Annotated in this window: 13 protein-coding genes and 1 pseudogene; 10 read left to right on the top strand and 4 right to left on the bottom strand. The window is 63.0% G+C overall.

Features of this window, described 5'->3' with window-relative positions; all coding sequences use genetic code 11:
- The 6 genes and pseudogenes from H261_RS20210 to H261_RS20180 all read left to right on the top strand — a co-directional run.
- Positions 1–2275, top strand: a 2275-nt coding sequence (locus tag H261_RS20210; protein WP_008621338.1) for a PriCT-2 domain-containing protein, incomplete at its 5' end; no start/stop codon positions are given.
- A 366-nt stretch (positions 2276–2641) separates the two neighbouring features.
- Positions 2642–3154 carry a hypothetical protein gene (locus tag H261_RS20205; protein ID WP_008621337.1) on the top strand — a complete coding sequence of 171 codons (513 nt, stop codon included), beginning with the start codon at positions 2642–2644 and terminating at the stop codon, positions 3152–3154.
- A complete protein-coding gene (locus tag H261_RS20200) occupies positions 3144–4997 on the top strand; it encodes a phage terminase large subunit family protein (RefSeq protein ID WP_008621336.1) in 1854 nt (617 codons plus the stop codon). Before H261_RS20205 ends, H261_RS20200 begins: the two co-directional genes overlap by 11 nt.
- Positions 4998–5145: 148 nt before the next feature.
- Positions 5146–5997 (top strand): hypothetical protein, encoded by an 852-nt coding sequence (locus H261_RS24990; protein WP_152426999.1) that lies wholly within the window; start codon positions 5146–5148, stop codon positions 5995–5997.
- A 13-nt stretch (positions 5998–6010) separates the two neighbouring features.
- The gene (locus H261_RS20185; RefSeq protein WP_008621333.1) at positions 6011–7516 is read left to right on the top strand and encodes a vWA domain-containing protein; all 1506 of its coding nucleotides are present in this window, start codon (positions 6011–6013) and stop codon (positions 7514–7516) included.
- Between the two features lie 316 nt (positions 7517–7832).
- A pseudogene (locus H261_RS20180) lies at positions 7833–8762 on the top strand (IS1595 family transposase); the annotation flags it as partial.
- 309 nt (positions 8763–9071) lie between these two features.
- Here the strand turns inward: H261_RS20180 and H261_RS24985 are convergent.
- From H261_RS24985 to H261_RS25870, 4 genes are all read right to left on the bottom strand, one after another.
- Positions 9072–9260 carry a hypothetical protein gene (locus H261_RS24985; protein ID WP_008621331.1) on the bottom strand — a complete coding sequence of 63 codons (189 nt, stop codon included), beginning with the start codon at positions 9258–9260 and terminating at the stop codon, positions 9072–9074.
- A gap of 22 nt (positions 9261–9282) precedes the next feature.
- Positions 9283–9912, bottom strand: a complete 630-nt coding sequence (locus H261_RS20175) for a hypothetical protein (RefSeq protein WP_152426998.1) — start codon at positions 9910–9912, stop codon at positions 9283–9285.
- Between the two features lie 252 nt (positions 9913–10164).
- Complete coding sequence (gene mamD / locus H261_RS20170; RefSeq protein WP_008621324.1) at positions 10165–11181, bottom strand: magnetosome protein MamD; 1017 nt, start codon at positions 11179–11181, stop codon at positions 10165–10167.
- 262 nt (positions 11182–11443) lie between these two features.
- The gene (locus tag H261_RS25870; protein ID WP_173983999.1) at positions 11444–12217 is read right to left on the bottom strand and encodes a hypothetical protein; all 774 of its coding nucleotides are present in this window, start codon (positions 12215–12217) and stop codon (positions 11444–11446) included.
- 363 nt (positions 12218–12580) lie between these two features.
- On the opposite strand from H261_RS25870, the gene H261_RS20160 reads away from it, so the two are divergent.
- Genes H261_RS20160 through H261_RS20145 form a run of 4 tightly spaced genes read left to right on the top strand, consistent with a single transcriptional unit; the run spans position 12581 to position 16316 of the window.
- Positions 12581–13969, top strand: coding sequence for a phage portal protein (locus H261_RS20160; RefSeq protein ID WP_235062995.1), 1389 nt, complete (start codon positions 12581–12583; stop codon positions 13967–13969).
- On the top strand, positions 13962–15761 hold the full coding sequence (locus H261_RS20155; RefSeq protein WP_008621320.1) for a prohead protease/major capsid protein fusion protein: 1800 nt from the start codon (positions 13962–13964) through the stop codon (positions 15759–15761). Before H261_RS20160 ends, H261_RS20155 begins: the two co-directional genes overlap by 8 nt.
- On the top strand, positions 15761–15967 hold the full coding sequence (locus tag H261_RS20150; RefSeq protein WP_008621319.1) for a phage head-tail joining protein: 207 nt from the start codon (positions 15761–15763) through the stop codon (positions 15965–15967). The genes H261_RS20155 and H261_RS20150 overlap by 1 nt, the downstream gene beginning before the upstream one ends.
- Positions 15968–15971: 4 nt before the next feature.
- The gene (locus H261_RS20145) at positions 15972–16316 is read left to right on the top strand and encodes a DUF2190 family protein (protein WP_008621318.1); all 345 of its coding nucleotides are present in this window, start codon (positions 15972–15974) and stop codon (positions 16314–16316) included.
- Positions 16317–16400 lie beyond the last annotated feature (84 nt).

Below are 16400 nucleotides of genomic sequence, written 5' to 3'. Positions count from 1 at the left end.
CCGCGCCCCCAAGCTGCTGCTGGTGATGCGGACGGAACAGCCCTTCGACAAGATCCAGACCCCGGAACTGGTGCTGCCCGACGGCACCAGCGTCCGCGTCGAGATTCTGGCCACCGGCCAGCAGTTCGTCGGCTTCGGCATCCATCCCGACACCAAGGGCGAATACCTTTGGCCGGACCAAACGCCGCTGGAGGTGCCCGCCGCCGATCTGCCGGTGGTCACCGCCGAGCAATGCGTCGCCTTCGTCAGCCAGGCGGAAACCATCCTGCGCGGTATCGGCGGCCAGACGCGGGCCGAGATCAAGGGAGTCGAGCGGGCGGGCCGCAAGGCGGCGGGCATCTCCGCCAATGCCCAGGACGTGCCCGACCGCGATCTGATCGCCTCGGCCCTCGATCACATCCCCAACGACGATCTGCCCTACGACGAATGGATCAAGGTCGGCTTCGCCCTCTATGCCGGTCTCGGCCCCGATGGATGCGGCCTGTGGGAAGCCTGGTCGGCGCAATCGTCCAAGAACGATCCGGGCACGACCATCAGCAAGTGGCCAACCTTCGCCACCGGTCGCAGCATTTCCGTCCGCACCCTGTTCTGGGAGGCCAAGAAGAACGGCTGGGAGCGCCCCAAATCCGCCCGCAAGCGCGCTCCGCGCCCCAATCCCTATGAGGGCATGAAGCGCGATTGGGCACCAGCTGGTCGCCCGACCATCCGCGTCACGGCGGGCGATCTGCCCCGCGTAGTCGGAGAAGGCGAAATGGCGATGATGAGCGCCCGCCTACCGCTCTATCAGCGCGGCAGCATGGTGGTGCGCCCAGCCTCGTCCGCCGTCACCATCACCGACGGGCGCAAGATCAACGCGCCGCATCTGGTTGTCGCCAACCGCCACCACATCGCCGAGGCCATGACCTTCGCCGCCCATTGGGAACGCTTCGACGCCCGCGCCGAGGATTGGGTGGCAACCGACTGCCCCCTGCGCATCGCCGACACCTATCTCGCCCGCGAGGGCATGTGGAAGCTGCCGGTCCTGACCGGCATCATCAACGCCCCGACGCTGCGGGCCGACGGCTCGCTGCTCGACCAACCCGGCTACGACACCGCCACCGGCCTGCTGTTCGATCCGCAGGGAGTGTCCTTCCCCACCATTCCCGAATCCCCGGATCGCCATCAGGCCATGGCGGCCCTGGGCTATCTCAAGCGCCTGATCGAGACCTTCCCCTTCGTCGGCGAGGCGGATCGGGCGGTGGCGCTGTCGGGCATCCTGACCACCGCCATCCGCCGCTCGCTGCCCTCTGCCCCACTCCACGGCTTCAACGCCCCGACCGCCGGATCGGGCAAATCCCTACTGGTGGATATCGCCAGCATGATCGTCTCGGGCCGCCCCGCCTCGGTCATCGCCCAGGGCAAGACCGAGGAGGAAATGGAAAAGCGCCTGGGAGCAGCCCTGATCGCCGGTGATCCGCTGATCTCCATCGACAATTGCGAAATCGGCCTCGGCGGTGAATTGCTCTGCCAGACCCTCACCCAGCCCATGCTCAAGGTTCGCCTGCTGGGGAAGTCGCTCAACATCGAGGTGCCCAGCACGGCGGCGGTGTTCGCCACCGGCAACAACCTGACCGTGGTGGGCGACATGACCCGGCGCGCCATCCGCTGCACCCTCGATGCCGGTGTCGAGCGCCCGGAACTGCGCGAATTCGACCGCGACCCTGTCGCCACGGTGGCCGACTGCCGTGGGGATTATGTTGCAGCGGTTCTGTGTATCCTGCGCGCCCACCACCTTGCTGGCCGTCCGCAGCAGACCACGCCGCTCGGCTCCTTCACCGAATGGTCGCGCTGGGTCCGAGATGCCCTGGTCTGGCTGGGCGAAGCCGATCCTTGCGCCACCATGGACAGCATTCGGGGTGCCGATCCCAAGCTGGAGGCGCTGACCACGGTGGTCGAGCAATGGCACACCCATCTCGCGACCCGCCGCGTCTCGGTCAAGGAGGTGATCGATGTCGCCACCGACCAGCTCTCCAGCTTCCATGGCCGCGCCGAATTCATCAACCCCGATTTCCGCGAAGCCCTGCTGGCCGTGGCCGGCGATGGCGGCGCCATCAGCGGCAGGCGCCTGGGCAAATGGCTGGCTGCCAACCAGGGCCGCATCGTCAACGGCATGCGGCTGACACCCGACGGCCAGCACGCCGGCGTCGTTCGGTGGCGACTGTGGGATCAAGGCTCAGCAACGGAGACCGCAGCCGTTCCCGCCAATGTCCATGCCTTCCCCCACCATGCGGGCTGACCCCTCGTGGTGGGTTTGGTTGGTTTGGAGGGTTTGTTGCCGTACCCCGCAGGAAACTGTCAGAGAGATATTTTTTCTTTGAGAAAGACAAATCCATCGACACAGAGAAAAAGAAAATCATGTCTGACAGTTTATGGAAGCGGGCTGAAACGAACCCTCCAAACCAACCAAACCCACCACAGCATCATGGTAAGCGAGTGCCAATCGTTACCAAACGTTGCGAATGAAATAGCGCAGCCACCCTGGTAGACTGTCTCCCGGTCACAAGAGGCACTGCCTCCTCCAGCCCGGAAGGCGCGGTTCCTCCTGGGCCTTTCCCTATGCGGGGAGCCTCAGCGCACGACCTTGCCAGCCTGGGGCCGCACAATGACTAAACTAAACACCGTCGAGACCAAGACCGAGTTCGCCGCCCGCGTCGGCCTGACCAAGGGCCGCATCTCGCAGCTGGTCGCCGACGGCCTGCCGGTGCAACCCGACGGCACCATCATCATCGCCGAGGGGCTGGCCTGGATGGAAAGCAACCTCGATCCTGCCAGGCGCAACAAGGGCGGCACGCCCGCCCCCGCCGCCAGCGGCACCCTGTCGCTGTCCGAGGCCCGGCGCATGTACATGGTGGTACAGGTGCAACGCGCCCGCCTCGCCTACGACAAGGAACGCGGCCAGGTGATCGACGCCAAGGAAGCGGCGGCGGCGGTGTTCTCCCGCGCCAAAGCGGAACGCGATTCCCACATGGCCTGGGTCAGCCGCACCGCGCCGCTGCTGGCGGTCGAGACCGGCGCCGATCCCCAGGCGACCTTCGCCGCCCTCGACCGCTTCATGCGCGAGCATCTTGAGCATCTGTCCGACACCCCGGTGTGGAGCCTGCGCGATGCAGGGTGATAGCGCCCTTGCGGTGGTGGACCGGGCGTGGCGGCGGGGCATCCGGCCCGAGCCGCCGATCCCGGTGTCGGAATGGGCCGACCGCAACCGGGTGCTGCCACCCACCTCGGCGGAACCGGGACGCTGGCGCACCAGCCGCACGCCCTATCTCAAGGATGTGATGGATGCGCTGTCCACCGCCAGCCCCTACGAGCGGGTGGTGCTGATGAAGGGTGCCCAGACCGGCGGCACCGAGGCCGGCCTCAACTGGCTGGGCTACATCATCCACAATGCGCCCGGCATCACCATGCTGGTGCAGCCCTCGCTGGACATGGTGCGCCGGAACACCACGGTGCGGATCGATCCGCTGATCGAGACCACCCCAGCTTTGCGCGAACTGGTCTCGCCCGCCCGCTCGCGGGACGCCGGCAACAGCCTGTTCCGCAAATCCTTCCCCGGCGGGCAATTGGTGATGACCGGGGCTAATTCCGCCGCCGGCCTGCGCTCCACCCCGGTGCGCTACCTTTTCCTCGACGAGGTGGACGGCTATCCCGGCGATGCGGATGGCGAAGGCGATCCCGTCGATCTCGCCATCCAGCGCACCGCCACCTTCCGGGGCCGGCGCCGAATCTACATGGTCTCGACGCCGACCCTGAAGGGCCATTCCCGCATCGAGGCCGCGTTCCTGGATTCGGACCAGCGCTACTTCCATGTGCCTTGCCTGCATTGCGGCGACATGGCCCCGATCACCTGGGCGCGCATCCGTTGGCCCGAGGGCCGCCGCGATCAGGCGTTCCTGATCTGCGAATCCTGCGGCGGCATCCACCACGAGCACGACAAGCCCGCCCTGCTGGCGGCAGGCGAATGGCGGGCCACGACGGCGGGCGATGGCCGCACCGCCGGCTTCCACCTGTCGGCGCTGTACAGCCCATGGGAGACCTGGGCCGAGATCGCCACCGAGCATGGCCGCGTCAAATCCGATCCGCCCCGCTTGCAGGTCTGGGTCAACACTAAGCTGGGCGAATCCTGGGAGGACCAGGCCGGCGACACCGTGCCCGCCGATCCGCTGATGGCCCGGCGCGAGGATTGGGGCGACCGCCTGCCCGAGCTGGCCGCCGTGCTGACGGCTGGCGTGGACGTCCAGGGCGATCGGCTGGAGGTGCAGGTGGTGGCCTGGGGCGCCGACGAGGAATCCTGGGTGGTAGAGTATCGCGTGCTGTGGGGCGATCCCTCCGGCCCGCGCGTCTGGGCTGATCTCGATTCCTATCTCGCCACCACCTTCGCCCATCCCAAATCCGTGGCCGATCTGCACATCCGCGCCGCCTGCATCGATACCGGCGGCCACCACACCAAGGCGGCCTACGAGTTCTGCCGCACCCGGCTGGCCCGGCGTATCTGGGCGATCAAGGGCCGAGGCGGCGCCGGCATCCCGGTCTGGCCGCGCCGCCCGACCCGTGTGCGCGGCAAGGTGCCGCTGTTCATCGTCGGCGTCGATGCCGTCAAGGACGCCCTCTACGCCCGCCTGCGCCTGACCGAACCCGGCCCCGGCGCCGTCCATTTCCCCCGCCGGATGGATGGCGACTATTTCCGCCAGCTCACCGCCGAGCGGGTCGTCACCCGCTATGACCGGGGCCGCCCGATCCGCTCGTGGCAGCCCAAGCGCGACGGTGAGCGCAACGAGGCGCTGGACACCTTCGTCTACGCCACAGCCGCACTGCATGGGCTGGTGGCCATGGGGCTGCGGCTCAACGACGAGGCGGCGGCGATGGCGATGCTGCCGACACGGGGGGCGCCGGTCATGCCGAGCACAGCTCCCGCCGCCCGCCCGGCGCTGGCGCAGATCCGGTCGCGGTGGATGGGATAGGCGAGATTCATATCTTGAGCGACCGGGGGGTTGTGCCACAAACCGTCATTTACCAACCCTGTTGGGGGCTATCGGCTTTTGGCATGGGCGGTAATACCGGATGTGCTAGTCTAAGCGATTATGGCCGTTGCCCATTTGGGGGGGGATTATGCCGATACTTCTTATCGCTCTGTCAGCATGTGGATTTTTGGCCGTCATGGTTGGCGTGTCTAAACTGGCTGATCGCAACAAAACAAAGCCAGCCCCCAAAGATAGCCGTTCAATAAATTTTCAGGGTATCGATGACGCTGGGAAACTGACCCGGCAGAAGGCCGAGCTTCAGCTTCGGGTGAATGCGCTTGCCGCAAGAGAAGATACGCTTCTCGCCTCTATCCGTGAATTTGAGCAGGGAGTGGATGCCCGTAAAGGCGAGAAGCTGGCTGCCGAGCAAGACGAAATCAATGCTGCTGTCACGGCCAAAAATGCAGTTGAGGCTCGTGTTAGCGAGCTTCGCGAGAGTGGGCGGAAGCTGGCCGATGTCGTCTCTGACCTTCAGGCCGACGCCGACCGTAAGAAATTGCATGTGGATGAACTATCCGCCGACGTTGCCGATCTCACTCGGACCAAGGACGCTCTCGATGAGAGCATCACCAATCTCTTGGCTCGGCAGCGTGAGATTGAGGCTGAGATGGCCGAGTTGGATCGGGATATCGACGAGCGCCGCCGGGAAAAAGTAGCCGAGATGGATGAGGCCGTCGCCGCACAGAAGGAATTGGCACTGTCCAAGATCATGGCGTGGACGGAGTCCGAGAAATCGCGGCTTCAGGAGCGGTTCGAGAGCAGCTATCAGACCGAGGTCACTGACTTGCGGCGTCAGCTGATCGAGAAAGTTACAGCCGAATTCGACAGCATCCATGAATATTTCTCGACCTTCGCCTCGGAGCGGAAGCTCATGGCCGAGACCGAGATCAAGGACTTTCTTGCGGAGAAGCGTTCGACCATTCTGTCCAACCTAGAATAGACGGGAGGCGGACATGCTTGCTCGCATCATTCTGGCTGCCGCCCTGATTGCCAGTGTTGTTCTTGGCCCGGTTCGTCCAGTTTTAGCCCAAGAACAGCCGGACATTATCATCTTGTTCGATCAATCGGGATCGGTTGGAAAGCATGATCCAAAACTTGCCTCCAAGGCATGGCTGCTCACCTTCCTGAAGACCTTCGACAATCCGTATAAGATCGAAATCGTTGGTTTCGACGAAGCCCTGTACCGTCACCTCGCCATCGACCGTGATACCGCCACCGACATCAATGCCGTGAACCGGGCCATCGATGGCATTGAAACGGTTGGCAAAGCGACAGATTTGGAGATGCCCTTCCGCTATCTGCTGAATTATGCGAAGCCTTCGACGAAACTGGCCGTGATCATATCCGATGGCGAGCCGGAAATTTGGGATGCCAAGCTGGGCTATCTCAGCAAGGAGGTTCAAGCGGACCCCCGCTATGACGATCTAAACCGCCAGTATCAGCAGATGAAGGATGCCGGGGTCTCGAAGCGGAAGCGGTTTGAAAAACTCGGCGCTCTTTACCACGCCCGCAATATCGATCTGATCGAAGGCCAGATGCCGGGCATCGCCAAACTGATCGGTGATCGGCTGATCATCTGGGATTTGTCCGGAACCTCCTATTATCTGAAGACCTGGGCCAAGGCAGCGGGTGCCCAATATCTGCCGATGCGGGTGGCTGCTCAGGAAAATCCCGTTGAGCAATTGCAGAAGGCCATGACGGCCTTGCAACAGCATTCCAGTGCTATCGTCAAGGAAGCCCTACCGGACGACCACGAGCATCGAGCCGCCATAGCCCTTACCACAATTCCCGAGATCGCGGCGAAGGTTCAGCCGAGGGAGCAACCCGCCCCCAAGCCGCTATCCCCCCCCATCGAAACAAGGATGGCTGAGCCGGTTGCGCCCCAGCTCGTAGCTCGTGCGGATACGCAAACCAGTCAGTCACCCATATGGGGGATTGTTCTTGTGTTGTTGGGCGGTGTGATTGGAGCTTTGATCGTCTACCGGCGACGAGCGACTGCCAAGGCCGAACCAGCCGTTCCGGTGGACCTTGCCTCCCAGTACATTGACGCCAAGGTCAAAGGTGCCCTTGATGACGCGGAGAAATTGCGGCGGAAACTTCTTATCGCGGAAAGCGAAGCTGTCAAGGTCGAGCGACGGTTCTCATTGCGTGTTGCAGTGCCTACCGGGGCCATGGAAATTCAATGGATCAGTGCTGATGGTGAGAAGCGGGAAACGGCTGCCATCAATCTTTCCATGCACGGCGTCAAATTCGAGACTCATGGAGCCGAGGTCAAGGCCGTCACCAAGATTATCTGCCCGAATATGGATGTGGTTCTGGGGGTGAAGAAATTTCAGGAAATCCGTCGTGATGGTAGTCGCTCCGTTGCCCTTTTGATCGAGTTTGAAAACAATCTCGATGACTGGATGCGGTGGGTAGAAATCATAACCCGGATCGACCAGATCGCCACAAAGCCGTGAGCAAGGGACGGTAGGCTGAAAATCCGCTTATCCCAACTGACGGTGCTGCACATCTCTAGAGGAACAGAACCGCTTGTGGTGAAGTTCCGATGCCATGTTGCGGAAAATCTTTCCACAGGAATCGCAAAAGAACAGATGGACGAGGGAGGGTAGAGATTCCCGGCATCTGATTTCACGGGGTGTGTTGACATGAACCGCAGCGAGTTTCTTAGGCTTTGGGTCGAGAATATTACGCATCGACTGCGTGATGGTGACTTATGCCGCTGACCCATTAAGCGCCTTGAGATAGGCCGGACGTCAAGATATGTTCGCGGCCATGGCGAAGCAGTTGTCCCTTCTCGACTTCCAGGTATGGTTTCCCGACGAGGATAGCTGTTACCGGCTGTTGATGGATCGACGATGGCCGAGTGGCTTCGTTTGCCCGAAATGCGGTGCGCAGAACGCCGCCCGCCTGACCAGCCGCGCCTACACTTTCGCGTGCAGGGACTGTGGGACGCAGACGTCGGCGACCGCCGGAACCATCATGCATCGGACCCGCCTTCCGCTTCGGGCGTGGTTCTGTGCCGCCCACCTGATGGCGACGCATTCCAATGGGATGTCGGCGCGGCAAATGGCCGGGCAACTCGGCATCACCTATCGGGCAGCTTGGTTGCTGGAACAGAAGCTGCGGCGGGCGATGGTCGATCCGAATCGCGATCCTCTCGATGGCGTGATCGAGATCGACCAGACGGAAATGCCGTTCCACGATCTGGAAGAACCCGGCAAGCCGCTCAAGGAGGGCAAGATCATCGTGATCGGCGCCGTCGAGGTGCGCGACAAAACCACAGGAAAGGCGCAGAAACCCAAGGCTCTCGGCGCGAAATACCTCGACACCCTGTCGGGCCGCTGCCGGATGGAGGTGATCCCCAGCAACGAGAAGCCGAATATCCACGCCTTCATCAAGGCCAACATCGCCCCCGGCGCCACTCTGGTTTGCGATGGGCACGCCTCCTACACCGGGCTTGTCGGATACCGGCACGATCCCCGCATCGTCGGCAATATGGCCGCGCATATCCCCCTGCGCTGGATTCATCGGGTCTTCGCCCTTCTGAAGCGCTGGGGTCTCGGCACCTATCATGGGTTCCGCCGCGAGCACATCGACACCTACCTCAATGAGTTCGTCTTCCGTTACAACCGGCGCTATTACCGCCATGTCTCGTTCGAGACCATCCTCGGCCTGTCCGCTGACCATGCGCCGATGTCGTATTGGGAAATCATACAGCGCGACAATCCCCGGAAGGGCCGCCCTGTGAACCGAAAAAGCCCACGCCAACGCAAGACCCAGGAAGGCGTTCAGATCGACGGGACCGGGCCGAAAAAACGGTGCCCGAAAGCGGATGATGGCCATAATGGGTCAGAGGCATAAGCCGCGCGTGATGACCTCGTTCAAATCGAAGAGCTTATCGCCGAAAATCCCGTTCCGGCGAGACCATGGAATCACTATTTTTGATGCAAGCCACGCCAATTCGTCCTCATCCATGGGACATTGCATCCTAGATGTGGAATGAGTGCAACATTATGTGATGGGTTCAGCCGCACCGGACAACTTGCGGCAGACATAGAAACCGCCCGCAGCGGTCGCCAGTGACAAGCCGATCAAGACACCGACACCCATGCTGGCGCTCAAGATCAGGATGGCGGCTTTGCCCAACCCTGGAGCACTTGCGGCAGCGATTTTCGATCCAGTCACGGTGCTTGTGATCATGATATCCTCCCAACCCTCTGATTTAGCGAAGAGCCTCCAGGATCGGATCGTCTTCGCCGCGCGAGCGCCTAGCTTTTTTAGGGCGTTTGACCATGCTGGTAGGCTTACTCGTTTTCACACTCGACCATGTCGCCGTTGTTCGTTGCAAAACGCTCCAAAGCTTGAGAAATAGACTTTCCCGACCATCCCAAAGGGTGGCGGTTTGCTTGTGATACTGAACCTGGGACATCTGTGGGCTGGGGGGTAGATGGGCCGAGGAGCTTTCTTCGCCAACGCTCATGCCCGATTGGTGTGGTGAGTTATCCGCCACTTTATCCACAATTTGGTCCAGCGAGCTGGCGGCGACCATCAGGTCTGCAACTAAATCAATGTCCCAATCTGAGTTCCAGTCCGCCCCGGCTTTAGCCACCTCCAGATGAAGTGACAGCATGGCGAAGCTCTTCTCGGAAACCTCGGTCAGACTGTCCGTCCATCCCTCCGTTTCCCCATAAAGTAGGGCCGCTTCAAACGCCGTCGCAAAGCATGCCAAATCCGTCAGAGTATGGGCAGTTGCACCATTTGCCATGAAGCGAATGATGCTACTTGGTGGGCTTTCGAGATGGGCAATTGCTGATGAACGGTATGCACTCAGACCAGCTTCAACCTTGGGCATGAGGGCGAGGCATTCTTCAATGAATGTGCCTCGTTCCCCACGCTCTTCGTGGTTGTCTTTACGCTCCGATGGGGGCACGGCAATGCTTGAACACGCAGCAGCGCAGGGTATTTCACCTGATGCATTGGAACAGGAGCTTGCCCGCTTTCGACCTTTTTTAGGGACATCAGTCACAGACCAACGTCCTCCTGTTCATGCTGAGCTTACACCGCACGAAGTGTGAACACGTAAGGGGCAAGCATATCGTCTTGCCTAAGCCGTCACTGCGTCCGAGATCGCGTCATCAACCTCGGATGCTGCCGAGGTGGTCCGGGCCTTGCGGTAGCGGTAAATGCCGTAACCGGCTGCGGCGATGACGCCACCCAGGATGACAGGACCAGCAGCGCCGAGTCCCAAACCAAGGCCCAAGCTCATGCCGGTACCAGTCCATAGAGTGCCGACAGCGGCGGCACCCTTGGTGGCGGCGCCAGCAGCGGCACCCTTGGCAACCGAACCCGCCACAGCAGTTTTACCGGCGGTCTGCAATGCCACAGTCTGCATGGCACCCTTGGCGGCGATTGCGGTTCCGGCCGCGCCCTTAGCGGCGACACCAGTCACAGGATTGAGAACCAGGAACTTGCTCGTCGTACCGGCCATCATCGGAGATTCGCCAATAGCGAAGGTCTTGCCGACCAGCCACGGCATTTGCCCAGCACCATGTTGAACCTTGAGGACCACCAGATCCTTCATGGTGGCAGCGGTTTCACCAACGGGCTGAAGGAAGAGCCAATTTGCGGCTCCATTCCCAGCGGCAGTGGTCTTCGCCACCATGAAAGTCTTGCCGGTCATCATCTGGACCTGCCCGGCCTGTCTTGCGCCTTCGAGCTTCATCATGATCATGCCGTTCCCGCCGCCCTGGGTGGCGGCAGCAGTCAGACCACCAGCACCGGCAGCGCCCGCAGCAACGGCAGCGCCCTTTGCCGCGATACCGGCTTTGGGGCACAGCACAAGCCATTTGCTCACGCCATCTGCAACGAGGGGGGCTTTTCCGATGGTAACGGTCTTGCCCACCATCCCGGACAACTGCGCGACCTGACGGGCACCCTCCAGCTTGAGGGCAACGGCCCCCTTTCCAGCGGTAGCGCCAGCGGGGTTCAGGAATAACCAGTGTCCCATTCCATTCCCAGTAGCAGTAACTTGGCCGACCGTGTAGGAATTTCCGGTCATCGACGACAGGAGAGCTGCCTGGGTGGTTCCCTCGACCTTGGCCATGATCATTTGGTCAAGCATGCTAACAGCTCCCTAAACAATGACGCAGAGCGACAAACCGTTCTGCTGAAGATACCCCGAGTCCCTTCGGAGAGATATAGGCTGGTATGCGCATATATCATAACACGCCCCCATTCTCGCAAGCTGAGGCGAAATCTGTCCAGAGAAATTTATTGTGGATACTGGCTTGCTCTAATAGTAAGAGGCGCTCGCAACTATGTGCGGGGGGCGATCTGGCTGTGAGTTTTCCTATTTCTGGAAATAATGCTTCATGAAAAAGGGGCTACACGTTGGCGGCAGCTTCCTTCCGCTTTCGCGCCCGAGTAGCCGCCAGCTTGGACTCTGTTGAATGCTGAAGGTCCAAAGCAGCTTTTGCCCTCCGCTTGGCGGCAGCTGCTAACTTGATGGCCTGCTTGGCATTGGCGCCAGCCGCTAATGCACGCTTCTCAGCTTCGTTGGCCTCGGCGATTAGCTTCTCGGCGGCTGCAATTTCGGCGGTAAGCTCCGCAGCCAGGGCCGCTTCATCATCAGGTGAGGATACCAGCTTTCTAAATGCTCCGTATCCTGCGGCGAAAACAGCATCAGCCATTGACGCGACTTGGGAGACTAGTGTGGCGGTCTCTTGACCACTCTTGGTCCGAGAGCGGGGTTTGCCCTTTGGATTGGCGGCATACATCCGATAGGCCCCATACCCAGCAACGCATACGGTTCCCGCAAGCAATGCAGGCCCCCAAGCGCCGAGACCTAAGCCGAGGCCGAGGCTCAGCCCTTTTCCGGAAAATATGGATGAAACCAGCTTGGTCCCGTTCGCGATCCCGGCTGAGGTCACGTTGATAGTTCCGGAGCCGACCCCAGTAAGGTGGGTGTAGGGGATGCTAATTTTGCCGAGAGCGATGCTGGTGGAGGAAGCCTTGGCAGCCCCCGAACTCATCCCGGAAAGTTTGGAAGTCGCTGGGGCCAGCTTTACCGCTGCAGTGCCTGCAGATTTGACTTTCGACGCACCAGCGCCGCCCCCGCTGAGATGGCCGAGCTTGCCCAGGGCGTCAGGTGAACTCATGCAGCATCCCCAATGCTTCGGAAGGCCATAACTACGGTGCTGTTTGCGCAAAAAGTACTAATAATTTAAAGGTTATCGTATCACGGTGCCGTCAACAAGACGCCTCTTCAGAACACCTCTTCAGAACCCATTTAAAATGGATCATTGTGGATCAGGTCCGCCCCTTTAAATCCGCCTGTCGGCAGGCCCTCATACAATGGGGCCGAGAGCGACCGTGATGCTCCAACTCCTGTCTTTCTGCGCCATTTCCGTTTGAAAATCCTGCTGACAGTGGCAACCACACCTCCTTTCTGCTTCCCCCCACCAATCTTTCCCAAACTCTCCGAATAGCCAGGGAATCCGCCGTCTCCGATAATCCGGGGCATGTGGAAATCCCTTCTCCGCGCCGTTGGCCTCGACCGCCGCCGCTCGTTTGACGCGGCTGGCGGTGGTCGGCGTTGGGATGGCGCCCGCACGGTGGACGGCCTCAACGGCTCGATCCAGGCCGGCGCCACCACGGCGGCGCGGCGGGCCGGGTGGTATGCCCGCAACAATCCCTGGGTCTCGGCGGCGGTGCAGTCGCTGGCCGCCAACGCGGTGGGGGCCGGCATCAAGCCGCGCTCGCGCCATCCCGACGCCAAGGTCCGCGACACCCTGCATGCGCTGTGGGATCGCTGGACGGATCGGGCCGATGCCGCCGGCCTCACCGATTTCTACGGCCTCCAGGCGCTGGCCTTCCGCGCCATGGTCGAAAGCGGCGAGAGCTTCGCCCGCCTGCGTATCGCCGAGAATGTTTCTCCCCTGCCGCTGTCCATCGACCTGCTCGACCGCGAGCAGGTGCCGATGGACCTGCACCGCGACGTCGGCAGCGGTGCCCGCATCCGCGCCGGAATCGAATTTGATGCCAATGGCCGCCGCGTCGCCTATCATTGCTATGCCCATCGGCCCGGCGATGCCCTTGCGCCACTGTCGTTCGACACCGTGCGCCTGCCGGTCGGCGACGTGGCGCATCTGTTCCAGCCGCTGGCACCGGGACAGGTGCGCGGCATCACTTGGCTGGCCCCGGTGCTGCTGCGCGTCCACGAACTCGACCAGTACGAGGACGCGGCCCTGGTCAAGGCCAAGGTCGCCGCCCTTTTCACCGGCTTCATCCGCGATCCCGACGGCACGGTGGCCGGCTTCAACGACGGCAGCGGCATCGGCGGCGTGCTCCAGGTCGGCATGGAACCGGGCAGCCTGATCCCGCTGCCGCCCGGTGCCGACATCCAGTTTTCCGATCCGGCCGATCCCGGCGATTACGGCGCCTACACAAAGACCCACATCCGGGCCATCGCCAGCGGGCTGGGCCTGCCCTACGAGTTGGTCTCGGGCGACCTCGAAGGCGTCACCTATTCCAGCATCCGCGCCGGACTGGTGGAATTCCGCCGCCGCATCGAGCAGGTCCAGCACTCCGTGCTGGTGCATCAATTCTGCCGCCCAGTGTGGGAGCGCTTCGTGCGGCTCGCCGTGCTGGCCGGCCACCTGCCCGCCGCCGGTTTCGACAGCGACCCGTCCGCCTTCCTGGCCTGCGACTGGCTGCCGCCCAAATGGGACTGGGTCGATCCGCTGAAGGATGCGCGGGCCGAGATCGAGCAGATCAAGGCGGGGCTGAAGAGCCGAGGCATGAGCATCGCCGAACGCGGCTATGACGCCGAGGACGTGGACGCCGCCATCGCCGCCGACCGCGAGCGGGAAAAGCGCCTCGGCCTGAATATGGAGACGCCCAATGGCTGACCTGATCACCCGCCGCAGCACCCTGGCCCCCGCCAGCATCGACGCCCAGGCCCGCACCGCCGAGGTGGTGTGGAGCACCGGGGCCGGTGTCCGCCGCCGCGACCTGTCCGGTCCCTACGAGGAGCGGCTGTCGCTGGCCCCGGATGCGGTGGACCTGTCGCGCCTGATCGGTGCCTCGGTCCTGGACGCCCATCGCCAGGACGCGGTGCGCGACGTGCTGGGCACCGTGCGAGAGGCGTCCGTCGATGGCCGACAGGGTGTGGCCCTGGTGCAGTTCTCGGCCCGGCCCGAGGTTGAACCTGTCTGGCAGGACGTGATGAGCGGCATCCTGCGCCACATCTCGGTCGGCTACACCGTCGAGCAATGGGCCGAAAGCACAGACAAGGGCGTGCGGGTTCTGACCGCCACAAGCTGGACGCCCATCGAAATTTCCCTGGTCCCGACGCCGGCCGATCCCGGCGCCCATATCCGCATGGAGGAGAGAATGCCCGAACCCGTCCCCACCATCCCCGAAGGGGATGGTGTCCACACCCGCGCAGCCGTCAATGCCGAGATCCGCTCCGTCGCTCGTGTCGCCGGGCTGGGCCAGGACTTCGTCGATGGCCTGATCGACCGCGACGCCAGCGCCGACGAGGCCCGCCGCGCCGCCTTCGCCGAACTGGCCCAGCGTAGCGGCCCCACCATCCGCACCGAGCAGCCGCGCGTCGAACACCTCGCAAGCCACGACGATCCCGACACTCGCGCCCGCCAGATGGGCGAGGCGCTCTATGCCCGCATCAATCCGGCCCATGCCCTGTCGGAACCGGCGCGGCGCTACGCCTATTCCACCTGCGCCGAGATGGCCAGGGAATTGCTGTCCCTGCGCGGACATTCCGTCACCGGCCTGTCGCCCGCCGCCATGGTGACGCGGGCGCTCCACACCACCAGCGATTTCGGCATCATCCTGGGCGACACGGTGGGGCGCACCCTGCGCGCCGCCTATCAGGCCGCCCCGTCCGGCATCCGCCAGTTGGGCCGCCAGACCACGGCGCGTGACTTCCGTGCCGTCAACAAGATCATGCTGGGCGAAGCGCCGCTGCTGGAGAAGCTGGGCGAGCATGGCGAGATCAAGGCCGGCACCATGGCCGAGGCCCGCGAGGCCTACAAGATCGAGACCTGGGCGCGCAAGATCGGCATCACCCGCCAGGTGATCGTCAACGACGACCTCGGCGCCTTCTCCGACCTCGCCCGCCGCATGGGCCAGGGCGCGGCCGAGACCGAAGCCCGCCTGCTGGTCGAACTGGTGGAGGCCAATTCCGGCAACGGGCCGAAGCTGTCGGACAACAAGCCGCTGTTCCATGCCGACCATGGCAACAAGGCGGGATCGGGCGCTGCCATCTCCGACACCACCCTGTCCGCCGCCCGACTGGCTCTCCGTACCCAGAAAGGCATCGAGGACCGCATCATCCGGGTGACGCCCAAATACCTGCTGGTGCCGCCGGCCCTGGAGACCGAGGCCGAACGTTGGCTGGCCTCGGTGGCGGCGGCCAAGGCGGCCGACGTCAATCCCTTCGCCGGCTCGCTGACCATGGTGGTCGAGCCGCGCCTGTCCAGCGTCAGCCGGTGGTACATCACCGCCGACCCGTCCGAGATCGATGGACTGGAATTCGCCTACCTCTCGGGCAGCGAGGGACCGCAGGTGGAATCCAAGTCGGGCTGGGACGTGGACGGCGTCGAGATCCGGGTGATCCTCGACTTCGGCGCTGGCTTCGTCGATCACCGCGGCTGGTACGCCAATGCGGGGGCGGCGTAATGGCCGACCGCGACCAGCTTCTGGCTTGGCGGGAGGCGCTGCTGCGCGCCCGCTACGCCGGCACCCGCATTGTGGAATGCGACGGGCGCAAGGTGGAGTACCGCTCGGATTCCGAGATGGCATCAGCCCTGGCGGATTTGGAGCGCCGCCTCGGCACCAACGCCCGGATCACCCAGGTGCGGATCAATTCGAGCAAGGGAGTATGAGGGCATGAAAAACTTCATCCAGAATGGCGCCATGATCACCGTGCCGGCCCCGCCCGGCGGCGTGGCCTCGGGCCAGGGCGTGATCGTCGGCGCTCTGTTCGGCATCGCCGCCACCAATGCCCTGGAAGCGGCCAATGTGGAAATCGCCACCACCGGGGTCTACGATCTGCCGAAGGCTCCGGCGACGGTGTTGGCACTGGGCGACCGGGTGGCGTGGGACGACACCGCCAAGGTGATCGCCCCACCCGCTGCCGGGCTGTACCCGGTGGGCGTTGCCATCACCGCCGCCGGCAATGGCGCCGTCACCGTGCGGGTGCGTCTGGACGGGGTGGCGACGGCAACGGCGTAACGGTCGCCAAGCGTTGACACGCCACGCCAACGCCCGCCTGGGGATTTGTTGACATGGCGTTGACATGACTTCCGAGCATCGTGA

Source organism: Paramagnetospirillum caucaseum (assembly GCF_000342045.1).
GTDB classification, from domain to species: Bacteria; Pseudomonadota; Alphaproteobacteria; order Rhodospirillales; family Magnetospirillaceae; genus Phaeospirillum; species Phaeospirillum caucaseum.
Note: the sequence above shows the minus strand (reverse complement) of the source record. Positions and strands in the feature narration are given on the sequence as shown.